Genomic DNA, 18077 nt, shown 5'->3' with positions numbered 1-18077 from the left:
CCGGACCGGCTTAGGGTGCCCTCTGTACCGTCGCCAGTCGTGATGAGCGAGCCACGACCGGACGGCGACCGGCGACCGCGGCGCAAGCGCACCCCACGGGTGGGCGAGGTGGTCCGCACCGAGCGGCTCACCCCGCACATGATCCGGGTGGTGCTCGGCGGCGACGGCCTGACGGGCCTGGGGGTCGGTGAGTTCACCGACCACTACGTGAAGCTCATGTTCCCGCCCCCGGGTGCGGCCTACGGCGCGCCGTACGACGTCGACCAGGTGCAGGCCGAGCTGCCGCGGGACCAGTGGCCGGTCACCCGCACCTACACCGTCCGCGCCTGGGACCCCGCGGCCGGCGAGCTGACCATCGACTTCGTGCACCACGGCGACGAGGGGGTGGCCGGACCCTGGGCCGCGGCGGCCCGCCCGGGCGACCGGATCCAGTTCATGGGCCCCGGGGGCGCCTACACCCCCCGGCCGGACGCCGACTGGCACCTGCTGGCCGGTGACGAGTCCGCGCTGCCGGCCATCGCCGCCACGCTGGACTCCTTTCCCGCCGGCGCCCGCGCGATGGTGTTCATCGAGGTGGCCGGCCCCGAGGAGCAGCAGGCCGACCTGGTGGCGGGCCCCGGGGTGGACCTGAGGTGGCTGCACCGCGGGGACGCCGAGCCCGGCGCCCTCCTGGTCGAGGCCGTGCGGGCGGTCCCGCTGCCGGCCGGCGACGGCCACGTCTTCGTGCACGGCGAGGCCTACGCCGTCCGGGAGCTGCGCCGGCACCTGCGTGCCGAGCGCGGCCTGGACCCGGCGTGGACGTCGGTGTCCGGCTACTGGCGCCGCGGCGACACCGAGGACCGCTGGCAGGCCGGCAAGCCCGAGTGGAACGCCGCCATCGAGGCCGAGGACACGGTCGCCTCCTGACCGGGCCGGGTCGGCACGGTAGGAAGGCGGGGTGACCGACTCCTTCCCCTCCCTCGCCGAGCTCGCCGCGGACGAGCAGGAGCTGCAGTTCGACTCCTTCGGCAACGACGACGCCTGGTCCCTCGGGTCCTCGCTGGTCGCGGCTGCCCGGCGCGACGGCGCACCGGTCGCCGTGGAGATCTCGCGCAACGGCTCCCGCCTGTTCGCCGTCGCGGTGACCGGCGCAGTCCCGGACAACTGGACCTGGATCGAGCGCAAGTCACGGGTGGTCCACCGGTTCGGGCACAGCTCGCTGCACGTGCGCCAGGCCAGCATCGAGCGCGGCACCACCTTCGAGGAGGAGTTCGGCCTCGACCCCGCCCGGTACGCCGCGCACGGTGGCGCGTTCCCGCTGCTGGTCCGGGGCGTCGGCCCGGTGGGGGTGATCGCGGTGTCGGGGCTTCCCCAGCTCGAGGACCACCGGATGGTCACCGCCGCGATCCGGGAGCACCTCCGCCGCTGAGGCCGCCCGGCGGATCAGAACGGCGGCGGGTCATCCGCCGGCGCGAACGGCGGCGGTCCGGCTCCGCGGAGTCGCAGGCCCGGTGGCCGGGTGGTGCGGGTGACCCCGGACGGGCTGGTGACGTGCAGCGTGCCGTCGGGGTCCATGCGGAATCCCCAGCCGCCGGCGAAGGTCTTCAGCCGGTGGTGGGAGCGGCACAGGCAGCACAGGTTGGTGCAGGTGGTCCGGCCGCCCTGCGCGTGCGGAACGACGTGGTCGTGGTCCGCCCACCCGGCGCGCTGTCCGCAGTTGGGCATGCGGCAGCGGCGGTCGCGGGTGTCGACGAACCGGTGCTGGCGGTCGGTGGGCCGGTAGGAGCCGGTGGCGGGTGGCATGCCGGCCACCGGGCAGCCGCACTCGGCGCCGGGGTGCCGCCGGCATCCCTGCTCCGCCAGCCGGGCGAGTTCGCCGGCGCTCAGGGTGGCCAGCAGCCGCCCGTCCTCGTCGGTGACCGCGAAGGTCAGCGTGCCGCCGTCGGGAGTGCTCAGGCCGAGGGCGCCGACCCGTGCCAGCAGGGCGCGGAGCTGGCCGGCGGTGATCGGCGCCCCCTCGACCTCTCCCCCGCCCTCGCCGTTCGCCAGCCCGTCGAGGGTGGTGGTGACGGCCAGGTGCACGTGCACCCCGCCGCACCCGGAGTCGGCCGGCCGCAGGATGAGCATCGAGTGGATCGCCGCGCGGATGGCGCCGATCGGCCGCTCGTCGCCGTCGGCCTTCGCCATCCGGGCCAGCGAGTCGATGACGGCGAAGCAGGCCGCGGCGTCATCCGCGGGCAGGTCACCGGTGAGGGTGGCCATCCCGTCGCCGGCGTCGGCGACCCGCACGTCGGCGGCCTTCCTCGCCTCCTCCTGCCGCTCCTCCATCGCCGCACCGTCGAGTGCGGCCAGCAGGGCCAGCGCGCGCCGGCGCAGGGCGGCCAGCGACAGGTCGGGAGCCTCCGGGAGCAGCGCCGTCTCGACCTCCGTGGCGAGGCCGGCCGTCGTGTGCTGCAGGACATCGGCCAGCACCCCGGCCCGCCGGTCGTCGAGCTCGCCGCGGCGCAGCGCGACGAACGTGGCCGGCAGCTTCTCCCGCCAGGTGCAGGCCCGCCGGGCACGGAAGACGGCGGTGCCGCGGCCGAGATTGATCGCGTGGGCCAGCTCGTCGGGGAAGAACTCGCTGACCCCGGCGAACTCCGGGTCGGTCGTCCGCCAGGTCCGGCTGCGGGCGCCCGGCGTGCCCGGTGGCGGGTCGTCGACGTCGGGGCGCAGCTCGGCCAGCCGGAGGATCAGGTCCGCCTCCCGCGCGGTCTCCCGGGCGCGGTTGCGCTGCAGCCGGGCCAGCTCGGAGGCGACCTGCCCGGCGTCCAGCAGCTCCACCGGCGGCCCCGCCACGTCCTCGTCGGGGAGGCGGTAGACCCAGTCGACGAGCAGGCTCTCCACCACGGAGGTCCCTCGCATCGGCTGCATGGACCGAACGTACGTTCGACCCCTGACACTTTCTGGGCGCCGGCCCTCGCGACAGATAACCCGCGCTCACGGACGCTGCCGGGCGTCCTCCGATGCGCCGTCCACGGCAGCTCCGTCCGGCGACGGGGCGTCCTCCGGCACCGGGTCGCCGGCCGCGCCCGGGGCCCTCTCCGGCAGCGACTCGCCCTCGGGCGCCGGGTCCGGGGTCGCGTCGGGGTCGCCCTCCGGCAGCGACTCGCCCTCCGGTACCGGGTCGCCGGCCGCCTCCGCCTCGTCCTCGGCCACGTCACCGGGGAAGCCGTCGGCCGGCGGATCCACCGGGGCGTCCTTCCGGAACGAGGTCTCCACGCGCTCGAAGCCCTTGTACCGCTCGCTCTGCGCGTAGCCGGTGTAGACGCGGATGTCCGCCGGGGTCAGGTCGACGTCGTCGGTGAACGGCGTGAGCAGCGAGCGGGGGTACAGCCGCCGGTGGCGGACCACGTTGATCTCGGCGGCGAGGACCACGACCAGCGCCTGCAGGTAGATCCACACCACCAGGCCGAGGATCACGCCGAAGACGCCGTAGACGTCGCTGGAGCGCAGCACGTAGGACCCGAAGTAGTAGACGCCCAGCAGGTGCAGCAGCTCCCACAGCACGGCGGCGATCGCCGCGCCCACGGCCACGTTGCGCCAGCCCAGCCGTCGGGCCACCAGCACCTGGTAGAGCACCAGGAAGATGCCCACGTTGATCGAGAAGCTGAGCAGGGTGCCACCGGCGGTCACGACCGCGTCGGGCACCGGCAGCAGACCGGAGAACGTGGACACCACCGCGGTGAGCGCGGTCGAGGCCACCGCCCCCATCCCGAGGACGACGACGAGCAGGAGGCTGCGCGCCCGGGACAGGAACGGGTTGGGCTGGGCGAAGCGCGGGACGGCGTAGATCCGGTTGAGCGCCGCCTGGGCCGCCTGCATCACGCCCAGGCCGCCGTAGAGGGTGCCGAGGATGCCGACGACGAGCGCCCCGCCGCTGCCCTGGAAGCTGCCGATGTTCTCCGCGAGAACAGTGCCCAGCAGCGGGAAGTCCGACAGCGCCGACTCCAGGATCCGCTGCTGGAGGGCGGGGTCGCCGTCGAGCAGGAAGCCCAGCGCCGAGGTCAGGATCAGCAGCAGCGGGAACAGCGAGACGAAGCCGTAGTAGGTGATCAGCGCGGCCAGGTGCGGCCCGCGGTCGTCGAAGAACTTGTAGGCCACCCCCAGCGGGAGCGCGGCCGCGGGATGCCGTGCCTGGAAGGCGTCGAGCCGTTCGACGACCGACATGCGCGCCTCTCCTCCCGTCTCGCGGTGCCCACCCTTCCTCGCGGTGCCCGCATGCCCTACCCGGCGCACCCGCCGGAGGCACCCGCGTCCGGGCCGGCTCAGCCCGGGCGGCCGGCCGCGGCGTGCAGCAGCTCGGCGACGCCGGGGGCCGCCGCGTGCACGCCCGCCGTCAGGAACGACTGCTGGACCACCTCGTCCAGGCGGGCGCGCGACATCATGTCGTTGCCCATGACGAGCTGCTCGTCGGGGCCGGGCGTGAAGACGACGGTCCGCACGCCCTCGGCCTCCAGCGCCTTGACCTCGCGCTGCAGCAGGCGGTCGGAGTACCGGCGGGCCGCCGGGAAGACGCCGGGCCGCCAGCCGGTGGGGCCGCTCATGGGGGCGATGACGATCACGATGTCGAGGCCCTGCCCGCGCAGGACGGCGGCGTTGGTCGGCGAGTGCACGCCGCCGTCGAGGTAGCTCTGGCCCCCGATGGTCACCGGCGCGAAATAGCCCGGCACGGCGCACGACGCCCCGATCGCCAGGTGCAGGGGCGCCTCCGGCGCGCCGCTGCGGCCGAACACCACGCGGCGGCCGTCCCGGCGGCGCACCGCGCAGATCCACAGGTCCGGCTCCGGCCACCCCGGCCCCTCGAGCTCCCGGAGAGCGGCCAGCTGCTCGAGGATGTCGTGCCGCCCAGGCGCCATCAGCGCCATGCCGGCCGCCATCGGCCGGAACTGCAGCGGCCGGGTGACCGCGCGCTGCACCATGTGCCGCCCGGGCAGCCGCAGCGGGCGGCGCAGCAGCTCCCAGGGGCGGAACGGCGCGAGCTCGGGCACCGGCGCCTCGGCCATCTGCCGGAGCACGTGCTCGGTGCCCGACAGCGGCGCCCGCACGGTCCACGCCGCCAGGTTCTCCGCGGAGACCCCCAGCCGCAGCAGCGCGCCGGTGATGGACCCGGCCGAGGTGCCCACGACCACGTCGGCGGTGCGGGCGTCGAAGCCGACGTCGTGCTGCAGGACGGCGAGCACCCCGGAGTGGTAGGCCTGCCCGACGACGCCGCCGCCGCCGAGCACCAGGCCCACCCGAGTCACGGCCCCGAGCCTGCCACGGGCGGCACACGCAGGCAGTTCGTCCCCGACGCGGTACCGGCGGTGCTCGTAGGCTTCCTCGTGGTGGCCCGCCGATGATGGGCACGGCCGCCGCGACAGCCCTTCGCCCGCCGGCAATCCGCCGGGCGCCGCAGCGACACCGAGGAGCTCGGATGACCGTCCTGGTCGGTTACCTCCCCACCCCCGAGGGCGAGGCCGCCTTCACCGCCGCGCTGCAGGAGGCGCGGCGCCGGTCCGAGCCGCTGGTGGTGCTCAACTCCGCCCGCGGTGGCGCCCCGGTCAGCGTGGAGGTCGCGCCGGACGACGCGATCGCGCAGATCACCGCCCGCGCGGCGGCCGACGGCGTCCAGCTCGACCTCCGGCAGGAGGAGCACTCCGGTGACGCCGCCGACGAGGTGCTGCGGGTGGCCCGGGACGTCGACGCGTCGGTGATCGTCATCGGCCTGCGGCGGCGCTCCCCCGTCGGCAAGCTGCTCATGGGCAGCAGTGCCCAGCGGATCCTGCTCGACGCCGACCGCCCGGTGCTCGCCGTCAAGCCTTGATCCCCGACGGAGCCGGCGCGGGAGGGGCACCCGTCCCGCGCCGGCTCCGCGGCGTCCCCGCGTGCGGTCAGCTCCCCCAGCGCAGGCCCAGCAGCACCGTGTCGTCCCGGCCGCCGTCGTCGACGGGCAGCTGCATGAGCCGGTCCAGCATCGCCGGAAGGGGCTGACCGGCCGCGGCGACCGCCGCCGACCGCAGCCGCTCCAAGCCGGTGTCGAGGTCCTCGCCGCGGCGTTCCACCGCCCCGTCGGTGAACGCCAGCAGGGTCGCGGGGCCCGCCACCCGGGTCTCGGTCACGACCGGTGCACCGGTCGCGACCCCGACCGGCGGACCGACGCGGCAGGGCAGCTGCGCCGCTCCCGCGGGGCCGAGCAGCAGCGGCGGGAAGTGCCCCGCGGAGACCACCCGGACCACGCCGTCGTCCGGGGCCAGCTCGCCGAGCAGGACGGTGGCGAACTGGTGGTCGGTGTGCACGTCGAGCAGCGCGCCGAGTTTGTGGACGACGACGTCGATGTCGTCGCCCTGCGCGACGTAGGCGCGCACCGCGTACCGCAGCGAGGCCATCGTCGTGGCCGCCGGCAGGCCCTTCCCGGAGACGTCGCCGACGACGAACACCCACCGGCCGGACGGGCCCCGGATCACGTCGTACCAGTCCCCGCCGACCTGGAGCTCGTCGATCCCGGCGACGTAGCGCGCCGCCAGCTCCAGGCCCGCGACCTGCGGCACCTCGGGCAGCAGGGCGTGCTGCAGGGTGCCGGCGATCCCGCGCTGGCGCCGGTAGAGCTGCGCGTTGTCGGCGGCCAGCCGCTCGGCGACCGCCCGGCGCCGCGACATGGTCTCGACCATCGCTCCCCCGCCGGCGGCCAGCGCCGCGCCGACCCCCAGGACGATCCAGGGCAGCGCCGCCGAGAGCGGTCCGGTCAGGGAGGCGCGCGCAGCCGCCACCACGGTGAACCGGCTGTCGCCGAAGGGCACCTGGCGGGTGGCCGCGTCGCCCTCGATGGGCAGCGGGGCGGTGGTCTGCAGCAGCTGGTCGGGATCCGGATCCGGGCCGAGGAAGACGGCCAGGTCCAGGCCGCCGTAGGCATCACCCTCGGGTACCTGGATGTTGCGGTTCAGCGGCAGCTCGGCGTGCACCACGAGGTCCCCGTCGCCCCCGACCGGCGCGATGGCGTACGCCAGCCGGGGCTCGGGCTCCCCGACGATGCCGGCGACCGCCAGCTCCCCGTTCGGCTCCAGGCCGGCGAGGAACTCCTCGGCGCGCCCGGGCGGGAGCTCCGGTTCGGGGCCCTCGACGGCGATCCGCTCGGCGTCGCCCCCGCTGACCCGCCAGAGCGACAGCGACAGGCCGGGCATCGGGACCGTGGCCGCGGCGAATCGGGTGAAGGCGTCCGGATCGCCCCCGGTCACGACGGCGACCTGCGCGGCGTCGGCGAGCTGGCTCTCCAGGACCGCCACCTGGGTGGACACCAGGGTGGTCACCTCGGCGACCTGCTGGGTCAGCAGCCGCTCGTTGTTGTTCTCGTTGACCTCCGACGTCAGCCACGCCAGCGCGAGGGCGAGCGCCAGGACGCCGGCGGCCACGGCCACGCTCAGCCGCCGCAGCGCGGCCCCCCTCGGGCGCCGGTCGGACGGCGCTCCCGCGGCGGACGGCGGCACGCCCGCGCCCCCGGGGGCGGGGGCGGCAGGCGCGGCAGCAGTGGCATCCGGCGGGCCGGGTGCCCCGGCCGGTGCGGCGACGTCCACCCGCGCCCACACCACCTTGCGGCCGTCCCCGTCGGGCACCCAGCCGTGGGCGCCGGCGAGCTGCGCGACCAGGTACAGCCCCAGCCCACCGCGGGCTGCGTCCCGGCCGACGGCCGGTACCGGCGGGACCTCCCCGGAGGCGTCGCCCACCTCGAGCAGCCAGCCCCCGGCGACCTCGGTGACGGTCACCTCGACCGGTGACCCGCCGTGCCGCAGGGCGTTGCTGACCAGCTCCTCGAACACCAGCAGGAGGCGGTCGAGGTCGTCGGCGTCCGCACCCGCGGCCGGGCCGTCGTCGGTGGCCGACGCGCGGAGAGCCAGCCGGAGCGACCGGAGCTCGGCCACCGTGGTGGGCACGGCCGTCAGCACCGGGCGCGCCGGGAGGTCGGGCTGCGGCCGGGGCCGGCAGGCCCACAACACCTCGGTCATGACCCTCTCTCCGGCGACTGCGCCTGGCCGCGGCAGGGATCGGCAACCGGGAACGGAAAGCAGCGGCCGAGGCGGAGAGGCCAGGGTACTCAGCGGCCTCCGGCCCCGCCGCCGGGACCGCGGTGGCGCGCCGACGGCGGCGTCCCGGCCCCGGCGGACCCCGGCGGACCCCCGTTGCTCCCGCCTGCGCTATGTCGTGGGTCACGGAAATGTTCGACTTTTCGTTGACGCGCGTCAGAGCGGAGCCCTAGCGTCCTGGTACCCCCAGCCCTCGTCGTGAGGATCTCCCATGTCCCCTCGTTCCCTCGTCACCGGCCTGACGTGCGCACTGGCCGTCTCGGTCGTGGCCGCCCCTCCTGCCGCCGCCGATCCCGCCCCGACGCACGTCGAGGGCACCATCCCGGGCGAGCCGACGACCTGGGTCGCCGACGTCCCGGCCGCCTGGAACGGCACCGTGATCCTGTACAGCCACGGGTACCGCCCGTCCTTCCTCGGCATCCCGAACACCGCCCAGAACGCTCCCGACGAGGAGACGGCGCAGGCGCTGCTCGCGCGGGGCTACGCGCTCGTCGGCTCCTCCTACGAGCGCACCGGCTGGACCCTGGACACCGCCGCGGTGGACCAGCTGCAGACGCTCGCCGCGTTCGGCGAGCGCTTCGGGGAGCCCGACCGGGTCCTCGCCCTCGGGACGTCGATGGGCGGCCTCTTGACCGGTCAGCTGGCCGAGCGCGGCGGCACCGGCATCGACGGGGCGCTGGCGACCTGCGGCCTCATGCACGGCGGCGTGGACCTGCTCAACTACCAGCTCGACGGCGCCCACGCGGTCGCCCAGCTACTGGTGCCCGAGGGCCAGTCGGTGCAGCTGGCCGGGTACGGCGGGGACTTCGCGGCGGTCGGCTCGGCCGTGGACACGATGGTCGCCGCGGTGGAGGCCGGCCAGGACAGCCCCGAGGGCCGGGCACGGATCGCGCTCGCCGCGGCGCTGTACCACCTGCCCCGCTGGGCCGAGGGCCAGCCGGAGCCGGGGCCGCGCGACCACGTCGCCCAGCAGCAGGCGCAGTACGAGCAGCTGCTCGGCGGGCTCGCCTTCACCTACCCGGCCCGGGTCGATGTCGAGAACACCGTCGGGGGCAACCCCTCGTGGAACGTGGGGGTCGACTACCGGGCGCTCCTGGGCGCGGCCGACGAGCGCAAGCAGGTGGAGATCCTCTACCGGGAGGCCGGGCTTGACCTGCAGGCCGACCTCGCCGAGCTGACCCGCACCGCTGACGTGGCACCGGACCCGGCCGCGCTGGAGCGCGCGCGGGCGACGTCGGAGCTGACCGGGGACCTGGAGATCCCGGTGCTGAGCATCCACACCACCCACGACGTCCTCGCCCCCGTCCAGGTCGAGGAGGAGTACGCGGAGACGGTGCGCGACGCCGGCCGGCACCAGCTGCTGCGGCAGGCCTACGTGCACCGGCTGGGGCACTGCGGCTTCACCCCGGCGGAGCTGGTCGCCGCCGTCTCCGCGCTGGACGAGCGGGTGGAGCTCGGCCGCTGGACCGGCGCGGCGAGCCCGCGCGGTCTGGACGCCGCGGCCGAGCGGCTGGATCTGGGCGCGGCCGACTACCTGCACGCCTACCGGCCGGCCGAGTGGCTCGGTGACCGCGGCGGCGCGCTGGGCGGCCCGCGCTACTGAGACCGGGCGCGGTGCTCCCCGCGGCGGATGCCCGCCGCGGGGAGCACCGGACCCCAGCCCCTCAGTGCCTCAGTCCCTTCAGTGCCTCAGTCGCCCAGCGGCGGGTCGATCGGCCCCGCACCCGGCCCGGCCGGCTCCACCACGCCGGCGCTGCCACCGCCGCGCCGCTCGGCCTCCGCGGCGGCCAGCATCAGCCCGCCGGGCAGGTACTCGATGCCGGTGGCCGCGCCCAGCTCCGGTACCGACGTGAACTCGTGCCCGAGGGCCCGCAGCGGCTCGCCGTAGGCCTCGATGAACGCCGGCTCGGCGCTCACCTGGGCCGTGTTGCGCTGGCTGGCCCGGGGTGCGGCGATCGCCTCGGCGAGGTCCAGGTCGCGGTCGATGCGGTTCACCAGCGTCTGCAGCACCGTGGTGATGATCGTGCTGCCGCCCGGTGAGCCGAGGGCCAGCACCGGTGCGCCGTCGTCCAGGACGATCGTCGGCGCCATGGAGCTGCGCGGGCGCTTCCCCGGCGCCGGCAGGTTGGGCTCGGGCCGCGTCGGGTCGGCGGCCTGGAACGTGAAGTCGGTCAGCTCGTTGTTGAGCAGGAACCCGCGGCCGGGCACGGTGATCCCGCTGCCGCCGGTCTGCTCGATGGTCAGCGTGTAGCTGGCGATGTTCCCCTGCGCGTCACCGACGGTGAGGTGGGTGGTGGACGGCCCCTCCGCGCCCTCCCCCACGGTGGGCCCCTCCCCGGCCGGGCACGGCTCGTACTCGCCGTCCGGGTTGCCGGCGGCGGTCGGCTTCTCGAACGCCGCGTCCGGGGAGAACGTGCAGGCCCGCTCCGCGGCGAACTCATCGGAGAGCAGCTCGGCCAGCGGGACCTGGCTGTACGCCGGGTCGCCGACGTAGGCGTTGCGGTCGGCGAAGGCCAGCGCGCTCGCCTCCAGGTAGGCGTGCAGCACCGGCACGTCGGGCAGCGAGTCCAGCGGGAACGGCTCCAGGATGTTCAGCGCCTCGGCGACGGTCGAGCCCCCGCTGGACGGCGGGGCCATGCCGTAGACCTCCAGGCCGCGGTAGTCGATCTTCGTGGGCTCCCGCAGCGGCGCCTCGTACAGCTCGAGGTCGATCTCGGCCAGGAGACCCGGCCGGACGTCGGCCACCCCCGCCGCCTCGGGCGGGTCCTGCGCGGTGCGCACGATCTCCTGGGCGAGCCTCCCGCTGTAGAGCTCCTCCACCCCGTGGGTGGCCAGCAGCCGGTAGGTGCGGGCGAGGTCGGGGTTGCGGAACACCGAGCCCACCTCGGGGAGCGCGCCGCCGGGGAGGAAGAGCTCGGCGGTCGGCGCGAAGGTGCGGAACTTCTCCTCGTTCTCGGCGGTCTGCTCCCGGAAGGTCTCGTCGACGACGAACCCCCGGGCGGCCAGCCGGGCGGGAGCCCGCAGGGTCTCCGCCAGCGACCAGGTGCCGAACTCCTCCAGCGCCGTCACCCAGGTGGCCGGCGTGCCCGGCGTCCCCACGGACAGCCCGCTGGCCACCGCCTCGCCGAACGGGATCGGCTCCCCCGCCTCGTCGAGGAAGGCGTCCGCGCCCATGGCCAGGGGGGCGGTCTCGCGGCCGTCGATCGTGGTGACCGTCCCGGTAGCGGCGTCGTAGTAGACGAAGAAGCCACCCCCGCCGATCCCCGCGGAGTAGGGCTCGGTCACGCCCAGCGCGGCGGCGGTCGCCACCGCGGCGTCCGCGGCGTTGCCGCCGGCGGCCAGCACCTCCAGCCCGATCCGGGTGGCATCGGGGTCGACCGTGGCGACCGCTCCCCCGGTGCCGACGGCGAGCGCGGCCTTCTCCGGCGGCTTGCCGACGGCCGGGGCGGTGTCGGCGGGGGCGGTGTCGGCGGGGGCGGCACCGGCGGGCCCGCCGGCCGCCAGGGCGCCGCCGGTCAGGACGGTGACCGCCAGCAGCGTGGTACGCGGACGCGGCATGGAAACTCCTCGGACGTCGTCGGTGCGAGGGGGTCATCGGACACCCCGGGCAGCCGGCGCGCCAGGCACTCCCGAGCGCCCGTGGCGGAGGGTGCGCGCACCGTCACGGAGGCGGCCAGCGCCCGGTGCTCCCGACCGAGCGGCCCGGCGGGCTACTCGAAGTACCGCCGCGGCGTGTCCACCAGCAGCTGCCGGACCTGCTCCTCGGTCATCCCGCGCTCGCGGAGCATGGGCAGGACGTCCCGGCTGATGTGGGTGTAGTTCCAGTTCGGCGCAATCTGCTGCTTGGCCGCCTGGGCGTCCGGGCCCGGAAGTAGTCGAGGTAGCAGCTTTTCGATGACGACCTTGGTGAGGTCGACGCCCTCCTCACCGACGACCCTCACCGCCGGCCGGCCGGCGCCGGTGTGCGAGGAGGTGTGCACGGTGATGGGGGCGCCGGACCGACAACGGCGGCCTCCTCTGCGATGGGGCCGGGATACTGCACCGAACGCCTGGAACTCCGCAACGGCATGACGCGAACGGCGGCGCGCCGCCACCCGAAGAGGCCACAAGAGGGCACCACGGTTGTGCCTGCCGAAGCGCTAGGTGCGCTGCGCTCGGGACGTCGACGATGCAATGCGGGTTCTGCGACCCCTTAGTCGAGCGCGCCTTTACCAAGTGGACATAAAGCGCAATCCTCACACTGCGAGTACGCACGAAGTCGGCTCCTCACGCGCTCCGTTCCTGTTCTGCAGTCGCCCTGTACCCTTCCGACCGTGCCGAGACTATGGCCGAAGCGGCCGGCGGACCAATGGCTTGTCCCCGCTGGTGCAGCGGCTCTCTCCGTGACGATCCTCTCGGACGTTCCTGAGCGTTTTTCCTTCGGTCATGAGCTCGGCATCGGAGCCAGTGGCCTCGGTTTCGCCTATCTCACCGGTTGGATCTTTCACTGGCTAGCCGTTGAACTGCCTCGCAGGCAAGCCCTTCAACGGCTGTATTCGGCCGTCGCGCTCGACGTGACGAACATCTCTCGACTCGGCGATGTCTTTGCACACTGGATTTTCTTCCACGGCAACGCCACAATGCCGACTCTGCACGATGACGGCGACGTGGGGCACGCCGTCAACGTGTACGGGCCGGAGGGAGAACTGTTCATCGGACTCCGGGAAGCATTCAATCAGATTCTGTCTTCCATAGGCACGATCGCGACTATCACGACCCTGCTCGAAGAGACAGGAGTCAAAACGGACCACAGCTATGAGGCTCTTCGTCCATTCCTGTCACTGATGGAGCCGGAGGTTGCGGCAGCGCTGGCGGAGACTCACGCCGCCCTGTCCATCATCCGGAACAAGCTCAGTCAGGCACCTATCCGAAGCGGGACGATCGAGCTGGCGAGGCGTGATCTCATCCCTGAGCTCGCCGCTGATTACCGGACCTACTTTGCGGCGGCGGATCGTCTGCATCGGGCAATACGCGAGTCACCCTATGAGAGCCACATACTCGGCTGGCGCCCGGCTTAGGCGTACTGATCTCGCCTGGCCTCACGCGCGTGCTGAGTTCCATCACCTGCTTGACCAACCTGTCCGGTGAGTCCAACTAGTCGAGCAGCGGCCGGAGGTTCTCCGTCCACACGTCCCAGCCCAGCCGGGTGATCAGCGCGGTGACGACGACGAGGAAGACCACCCGGATGAAGCCGCTCCCGCGGGTCGTCGCCGTCCGGGAGCCCAGGTAGCCGCCGAGCATGTTGGCCGCGCCCATGAGGATCCCCAGCCCCCAGAGGACCGCTCCGTGCGGGGCGAAGAAGAGCAGCGCGCCCAGGTTGGTGGCGACGTTGACGATCTTGGCCTTGGCGCTGGCGTGCAGGAAGTCGTAGCCGAGGGTCAGGACCATGGCGAAGACGAGGAAGGAGCCGGTACCCGGGCCGAGGATCCCGTCGTAGAAACCGATGGCGGCCCCGACCACCGCGGCCGTGCCGTAGTGGCGCCGGCCGGAGTGCCGCAGCGCCGTGACCTCTCCCAGCGACGGGCGGAGCAGGGTGAAGGCGGCGATCGCGATCAGCGCTACGACGATGACCGGCTTGAACACCGCGGCCGGCAGCGCCGCGGCCACCGACGCGCCGGCGAAGCTGCCGACCAGGGCGATCACGGCCATCGGCAGCGCGGTCCGCAGGTCGGGGTGGACCCGGCGGTAGTAGGTGACCGCGCTGGTCGTCGTCCCGAAGATCGACGCCAGCTTGTTCGTCGCGAGCGCCTGGACCGGGCTCATCCCCGGGACGAGCAGCAGCGCGGGCAGCTGGACCAGCCCCCCGCCACCGACCACGGCGTCGATCCACCCGGCGGCCAGCGCGGCCAGGAGCAGCAGGACCAGCACGCCGGGGCCTAGGCCCTCGGGAAGCAGCCCCTCGGGCAGCAGGTCGCCGGAGAAGACGTCTCCCATCCGGCTCCGAACCCCCCGTCCCGAGCCCACCGCGGGCACGCGCGCCCACGGTAGGGGCCGCGCCGGGGAACCCGTCACCGGGGGCATGCCGCGCGGCCCCTTGCCCCGGCGGGAGCCCGACCGCGAGGGTGGGCCCGTGCGCCGACGAACCTTCCTCGCCGCGGCCGGGGCCGGCCTGCTCGGCGCCTGCTCCGCCCCCGGCGCCGACCCGGCGGCTCCCCCGACGAGCCGCAGCTCCCGGCCGCCGGCCCCCGACCCGGCGCCCCCGGCCGCGCCGCCGTCCTCCAGCGCGCCGCCGACCCCCGCGACGGCGCAGGAGGTGCTGGCCCGCTCCACCGTGCCGGTGCTGTGCTTCCACCAGCTGCGGGAGCCCCGCGCCGACGACAGCGCCTACGCCCGCACGATCATCACGCCGCCGCCGGTGTTCCGCGCCCAGCTGCAGGCGCTGCGCGACGGCGGGCGGACCGCCATCGGCGTCCCCGACCTGCTGGACCACCTGCAGTTCGGCGCACCGCTGCCCGACCGGCCGGTGCTGCTCACCTTCGACGACGGCTCGGCGACCCACCACTCGGTGGCCCTCCCGGTGCTCCGCGAGTTCGGCTGGCCGGGCGCCTTCTTCCCGATGACCGTGGTCCTCGGGAAGACCGACTGGCTGAGCGCCGACCAGCTGCGCGAGCTCGACGCGGCCGGCATGACCATCGGCGCGCACAGCTGGGACCACCAGCGGGTCGACCAGCTGACCGGGGACGCGTGGGCGGTGCAGCTGGACCAGCCGCGCGCCGAGCTGGCCGGGATCCTCGGCCACCCGGTGGACGTCATGGCCTACCCCCACGGCATGTGGTCGCCGGAGGCGCTGCCGCGGGTCGAGGCGGCCGGCTACCGGGCGGCCTTCCAGCTGGCCGATCCGCAGGACCCGGCGTACCCGCTGCTCACGATCCGCCGGATCATGCCCCCGCCGACCTGGGACGGGCCGGCGCTGCTCGCCGCGCTGGAGTCGGCGTTCTGACCGGTCAGGCTCCTGCGGCCAGGTCCTCGAGGGCGCCGAGCACCGCCGGCCAGGCGGCGCTGCGGGGGTCGATGACGGCGAAGTGCCCGCCGGGGACCTCGGTCAGCACGGCGGCGGGGTGCCGCCGGGCGTAGGAGCGGCTCACCTCCGCCGGGACGACGCCGTCGCCGTCGCCGTGCAGGATCCGGACCGCACCCGCCGGGGCGGGCAGCCGCGCCGGGTCCAGGTCGGGGCGCGTCGCGGCGTCCCCGCCGAGGAACGCCACCACCGCGTCGCCGTCCAGGCCGAGTTCCTGGGCGCGCACGAGGTCGGCCACCGGTGCCAGCGCGAGCACCCCGGCCGGCGCCTCCGCCGGCTCGGGGACGGCGGCGGTCAGGAGTGCGGCGGCCAGGAGCGCGAGGTGCCCACCGGCGGAGTGCCCGGCCAGCAGGACCCGCCGGCCGCGGGTGAGGTCCGGCCGGCCGGCGACCGCCCGCACCGCCGCGAGCACGTCCTGCACCGCCAGGCCGGGGTGGCCGGGGACCCGCCGGTACTCCGGCGTCACGGTCGGCCAGCCGGCCGCGGCCAGCGCCTCGGCCATCGGCCCCAGATGCGCCCGGTCGTACTCGGGCCGCCAGAAGCCGCCGTGCACCAGCACCACCACCGGCCGGTCGCCGGCGGGCCCTCGCGCGAGTCGCACGTCGGCCACCTGCTCGGCGTCCGGGCCGTGCCGGAGCACCTCGTCGGGCGCCGACGCCGGACGGGTCAGCACGGAGCGGTCCTCGGGCGAGGGGTGCGAGAGCATGGGCGCGAGCATCGCAGCGCGGCGGCCGGCGGCCGCCGGGGGTGCGGTGCCGCGGGCGGAGGAGGGTGGCATGGCGATCGAGGAGAACAGGGCGATCGAGAAGAGCAGGGCGATCGAGGACGGCGTCCGCACCGTGGAGGAGGGGGTGCGCACCGACTTCCGGGCGGAGATGGACTACGGCGGCTACCTGGCGCTGGACACGCTGCTGTCGGCGCAGCGGCCGATCAGCGACCACCACGACGAGCCGCTGTTCATCATCCAGCACCAGACCACCGAGCTGTGGCTGAAGCTCTCGCTGCACGAGTTGCGCGCCGTCCGGGCGCACCTGGACGCCGACGACGTCCCCCGCGCCCGCAAGGGCCTGGCCCGGGTCAAGCACGTCTTCCGCACCCTCACCGAGCAGTGGTCGGTCCTGGCCACCCTCACCCCCAGCGAGTACGCGGAATTCCGTGGCGTCCTCGGTCACTCGTCGGGCTTCCAGTCGTTCCAGTACCGGGCCGTGGAGTTCATCCTCGGCAACAAGGACGAGCGGCTCCTCCAGGTCTTCCGCGGCCGCCCCGTGGCCCAGGAGCTGCTTGCCGAGCTGCTGGACTCCCCCACGGTGTACGACGCCTTCCTGCGCCACCTGGCCCGCGCCGGGCACGCCGTGCCGCAGCACGTCCTGGACCGCGACGTGCGCCGGGCCTGGGTGGAAGATCCGGCGCTGGTGCCGGTGCACCGGGCGATCTACGAGGACACCGCGGCGCACTGGCCGCAGTACGCCACCTGCGAGGACCTCGTCGACCTGGAGGACGCCGTCCAGCTGTGGCGGTTCCGCCACCTGCGCACGGTGCAGCGGACCATCGGCTTCGCGACCGGGACCGGCGGCAGCTCGGGCGTCGACTTCCTCAAGCGGGCGCTGGACCTGACCTTCTTCCCGGAGCTGTACACGGTGCGGAGCGGGATCGGTGCCTGAGGACGTCGTGCGCGCCCTGCCGGCCGAGGTCGTCGCCCGCGCTGCCGACCTCGACGCGGCCGACCCCCTGGCCGCCTTCCGCGCCGAGTTCGTGCTGCCCGAGGGCGTGGTCGCCTACCTCGACGGCAACTCGCTCGGCCGTCCGCTGGCGGCCACCCGCGAGCGGCTGGCCCGGTTCGTCGACGGTGAGTGGGGCGAGCGGCTGATCCGGGCCTGGGACGAGCGGTGGATGGAGCGCCCGACCGTCGTGGGCGACCGCATCGGGCGGGTCGTGCTCGGCGGGGCACCGGGGCAGACCGTCGTCGGCGACTCGACGACGGTGCTGCTCTACAAGCTGCTCCGCGCCGCGGTCGACGCCCGGCCCGACCGCCCGGAGATCATCGCCGACACCGAGAACTTTCCGACCGACCGCTTCGTGCTCACCTCGGTCGCCGCGGAGACCGGCCGGACGATCCGCTGGATCGAGCCGGACCCCGCGACCGGGGTGCAGCCGGCCGAGGTCGCGGCCCTGCTGTCGGACCGGACGGCGGTGGTGCTGCTGAGCCACGTCGCCTACAAGTCCGCCTACATCGCCGACCTGCCCGGGATCACCGCCGCCGCGCACGCCGCCGGCGCCCTGGTGCTCTGGGACCTCAGCCACGCGGTCGGAGTCGTCGACCTGCGGCTGGACGACGCCGGCGTCGACCTCGCGGTGGGCTGCAGCTACAAGTTCCTGAACGGCGGCCCCGGCGCGCCGGGGTTCGGCTACGTCGCCCGGCGGCTCCAGGCCGAGCTCACCCAGCCCATCAGCGGGTGGATGGGGCACGCCGAGCCGTTCGCGATGGGGCCGGACTACGTCCCGGCCGAGGGCATCCGCCGCTTCCTCAGCGGGACGCCGCCGATCCTCGGGATGATCCCGGTCGAGGACATGCTGGGCCTCATCGAGCGGGCCGGGATGCCCGCCGTCCGGGCCAAGTCCGTGCTGCTCACCGAGTTCACCGTGGCGGTCGCCGACGAGGTGCTCGCCCCGCTGGGCGTCGTCGTCGCCTCACCGCGCGACCCCGAGCGGCGCGGCGGCCACGTGACCCTGGAGCACGACCGAATGCGCGAGGTGGTCGACGAGCTGTGGCGGCGGGGGGTGATCCCCGACTTCCGGCGGCCGCGCGGGCTGCGGATCGGCCTCTCGCCGCTGAGCACCAGCTTCACCGAGGTCGCGGCGGCGCTCGGGCACGTCGCGGAGCTCCTCGGGCGCCGGCGCGACTGACCGGCGGGCACGCCCGGCGGCCCCGCGGCATCCCGCGGGGC

At 74.8% G+C, this 18077-nt stretch carries 16 protein-coding genes; 8 read left to right on the top strand and 8 right to left on the bottom strand.

Features of this window, described 5'->3' with window-relative positions:
- Positions 1-42 precede the first annotated feature (42 nt).
- The gene (locus tag BD833_RS05655; protein WP_166532158.1) at positions 43-906 is read left to right on the top strand and encodes a siderophore-interacting protein; all 864 of its coding nucleotides are present in this window, start codon (positions 43-45) and stop codon (positions 904-906) included.
- Between the two features lie 31 nt (positions 907-937).
- Complete coding sequence (locus tag BD833_RS05650; RefSeq protein ID WP_166532157.1) at positions 938-1408, top strand: heme-degrading domain-containing protein; 471 nt, start codon at positions 938-940, stop codon at positions 1406-1408.
- Positions 1409-1422: 14 nt separating this feature from the next.
- Here the strand turns inward: BD833_RS05650 and BD833_RS05645 are convergent, their stop codons facing one another.
- The 3 genes from BD833_RS05645 to BD833_RS05635 form a co-directional block, all read right to left on the bottom strand.
- Entirely contained in the window at positions 1423-2892 is a 1470-nt protein-coding gene (locus BD833_RS05645; protein ID WP_166532156.1) for an HNH endonuclease signature motif containing protein, read from the bottom strand.
- Between the two features lie 66 nt (positions 2893-2958).
- Positions 2959-4188 (bottom strand): YihY/virulence factor BrkB family protein, encoded by a 1230-nt coding sequence (locus BD833_RS05640; RefSeq protein ID WP_166532155.1) that lies wholly within the window; start codon positions 4186-4188, stop codon positions 2959-2961.
- Positions 4189-4286: 98 nt separating this feature from the next.
- Positions 4287-5264 (bottom strand): patatin-like phospholipase family protein, encoded by a 978-nt coding sequence (locus BD833_RS05635; protein WP_166532154.1) that lies wholly within the window; start codon positions 5262-5264, stop codon positions 4287-4289.
- 170 nt (positions 5265-5434) lie between these two features.
- On the opposite strand from BD833_RS05635, the gene BD833_RS05630 reads away from it, so the two are divergent.
- Entirely contained in the window at positions 5435-5824 is a 390-nt protein-coding gene (locus BD833_RS05630; RefSeq protein WP_166532153.1) for a universal stress protein, read from the top strand.
- A 67-nt stretch (positions 5825-5891) separates the two neighbouring features.
- On the opposite strand, the gene BD833_RS05625 is transcribed toward BD833_RS05630, so the two are convergent.
- Positions 5892-7997, bottom strand: coding sequence for an ATP-binding SpoIIE family protein phosphatase (locus tag BD833_RS05625; RefSeq protein WP_166532152.1), 2106 nt, complete (start codon positions 7995-7997; stop codon positions 5892-5894).
- Between the two features lie 289 nt (positions 7998-8286).
- Here BD833_RS05625 and BD833_RS05620 point away from each other — a divergent pair, with 289 nt between their 5' ends.
- Entirely contained in the window at positions 8287-9678 is a 1392-nt protein-coding gene (locus BD833_RS05620) for an alpha/beta fold hydrolase (RefSeq protein WP_166532151.1), read from the top strand.
- An 86-nt stretch (positions 9679-9764) separates the two neighbouring features.
- Here BD833_RS05620 and ggt read toward each other — a convergent pair whose 3' ends face one another.
- Both ggt and BD833_RS05610 read right to left on the bottom strand, forming a co-directional pair.
- Positions 9765-11633 carry a gamma-glutamyltransferase gene (gene ggt / locus BD833_RS05615; protein ID WP_166532150.1) on the bottom strand — a complete coding sequence of 623 codons (1869 nt, stop codon included), beginning with the start codon at positions 11631-11633 and terminating at the stop codon, positions 9765-9767.
- Positions 11634-11785: 152 nt separating this feature from the next.
- Positions 11786-12169 (bottom strand): phosphotriesterase family protein, encoded by a 384-nt coding sequence (locus BD833_RS05610; RefSeq protein WP_279535997.1) that lies wholly within the window; start codon positions 12167-12169, stop codon positions 11786-11788.
- Positions 12170-12457: 288 nt separating this feature from the next.
- Between BD833_RS05610 and BD833_RS05605 the strand changes: the two genes are divergently transcribed.
- Entirely contained in the window at positions 12458-13132 is a 675-nt protein-coding gene (locus BD833_RS05605; RefSeq protein ID WP_166532148.1) for a hypothetical protein, read from the top strand.
- 76 nt (positions 13133-13208) lie between these two features.
- On the opposite strand, the gene BD833_RS05600 is transcribed toward BD833_RS05605, so the two are convergent.
- Entirely contained in the window at positions 13209-14048 is an 840-nt protein-coding gene (locus BD833_RS05600) for a sulfite exporter TauE/SafE family protein (protein ID WP_166532147.1), read from the bottom strand.
- 136 nt (positions 14049-14184) lie between these two features.
- Here BD833_RS05600 and BD833_RS05595 point away from each other — a divergent pair, with 136 nt between their 5' ends.
- Positions 14185-15054, top strand: a complete 870-nt coding sequence (locus BD833_RS05595) for a polysaccharide deacetylase family protein (protein WP_166532146.1) — start codon at positions 14185-14187, stop codon at positions 15052-15054.
- 4 nt (positions 15055-15058) lie between these two features.
- Here BD833_RS05595 and BD833_RS05590 read toward each other — a convergent pair whose 3' ends face one another.
- Entirely contained in the window at positions 15059-15910 is an 852-nt protein-coding gene (locus BD833_RS05590) for an alpha/beta hydrolase (protein ID WP_208092366.1), read from the bottom strand.
- On the opposite strand from BD833_RS05590, the gene BD833_RS05585 reads away from it, so the two are divergent.
- Together BD833_RS05585 and BD833_RS05580 are read left to right on the top strand one after the other, a co-directional pair.
- Complete coding sequence (locus tag BD833_RS05585; RefSeq protein ID WP_166532145.1) at positions 15909-16793, top strand: tryptophan 2,3-dioxygenase; 885 nt, start codon at positions 15909-15911, stop codon at positions 16791-16793. The genes BD833_RS05590 and BD833_RS05585 overlap by 2 nt on opposite strands.
- Positions 16786-18036, top strand: a complete 1251-nt coding sequence (locus BD833_RS05580; protein ID WP_208092365.1) for a kynureninase — start codon at positions 16786-16788, stop codon at positions 18034-18036. The genes BD833_RS05585 and BD833_RS05580 overlap by 8 nt, the downstream gene beginning before the upstream one ends.
- The last annotated feature ends 41 nt before the right edge of the window (positions 18037-18077 follow it).

Origin of the sequence: Blastococcus xanthinilyticus, assembly GCF_008124835.1 — a bacterium.
GTDB classification, from domain to species: Bacteria; Actinomycetota; Actinomycetes; order Mycobacteriales; family Geodermatophilaceae; genus Blastococcus; species Blastococcus xanthinilyticus.
This window is presented reverse-complemented; position numbering and strand designations above follow the sequence as displayed.

Coding starts and splice junctions, on each gene's coding strand:
- BD833_RS05655 (WP_166532158.1), top strand. CDS start 43: ATGAGCGAGCCACGACCGGACGGCGACCGGCGACCGCGGCGCAAGCGC.
- BD833_RS05645 (WP_166532156.1), bottom strand. CDS start 2,892: ATGCAGCCGATGCGAGGGACCTCCGTGGTGGAGAGCCTGCTCGTCGAC.
- BD833_RS05640 (WP_166532155.1), bottom strand. CDS start 4,188: ATGTCGGTCGTCGAACGGCTCGACGCCTTCCAGGCACGGCATCCCGCG.
- BD833_RS05630 (WP_166532153.1), top strand. CDS start 5,435: ATGACCGTCCTGGTCGGTTACCTCCCCACCCCCGAGGGCGAGGCCGCC.
- BD833_RS05625 (WP_166532152.1), bottom strand. CDS start 7,997: ATGACCGAGGTGTTGTGGGCCTGCCGGCCCCGGCCGCAGCCCGACCTC.
- BD833_RS05620 (WP_166532151.1), top strand. CDS start 8,287: ATGTCCCCTCGTTCCCTCGTCACCGGCCTGACGTGCGCACTGGCCGTC.
- ggt (WP_166532150.1), bottom strand. CDS start 11,633: ATGCCGCGTCCGCGTACCACGCTGCTGGCGGTCACCGTCCTGACCGGC.
- BD833_RS05600 (WP_166532147.1), bottom strand. CDS start 14,048: ATGGGAGACGTCTTCTCCGGCGACCTGCTGCCCGAGGGGCTGCTTCCC.
- BD833_RS05585 (WP_166532145.1), top strand. CDS start 15,909: ATGGCGATCGAGGAGAACAGGGCGATCGAGAAGAGCAGGGCGATCGAG.
- BD833_RS05590 (WP_208092366.1), bottom strand. CDS start 15,910: ATGCCACCCTCCTCCGCCCGCGGCACCGCACCCCCGGCGGCCGCCGGC.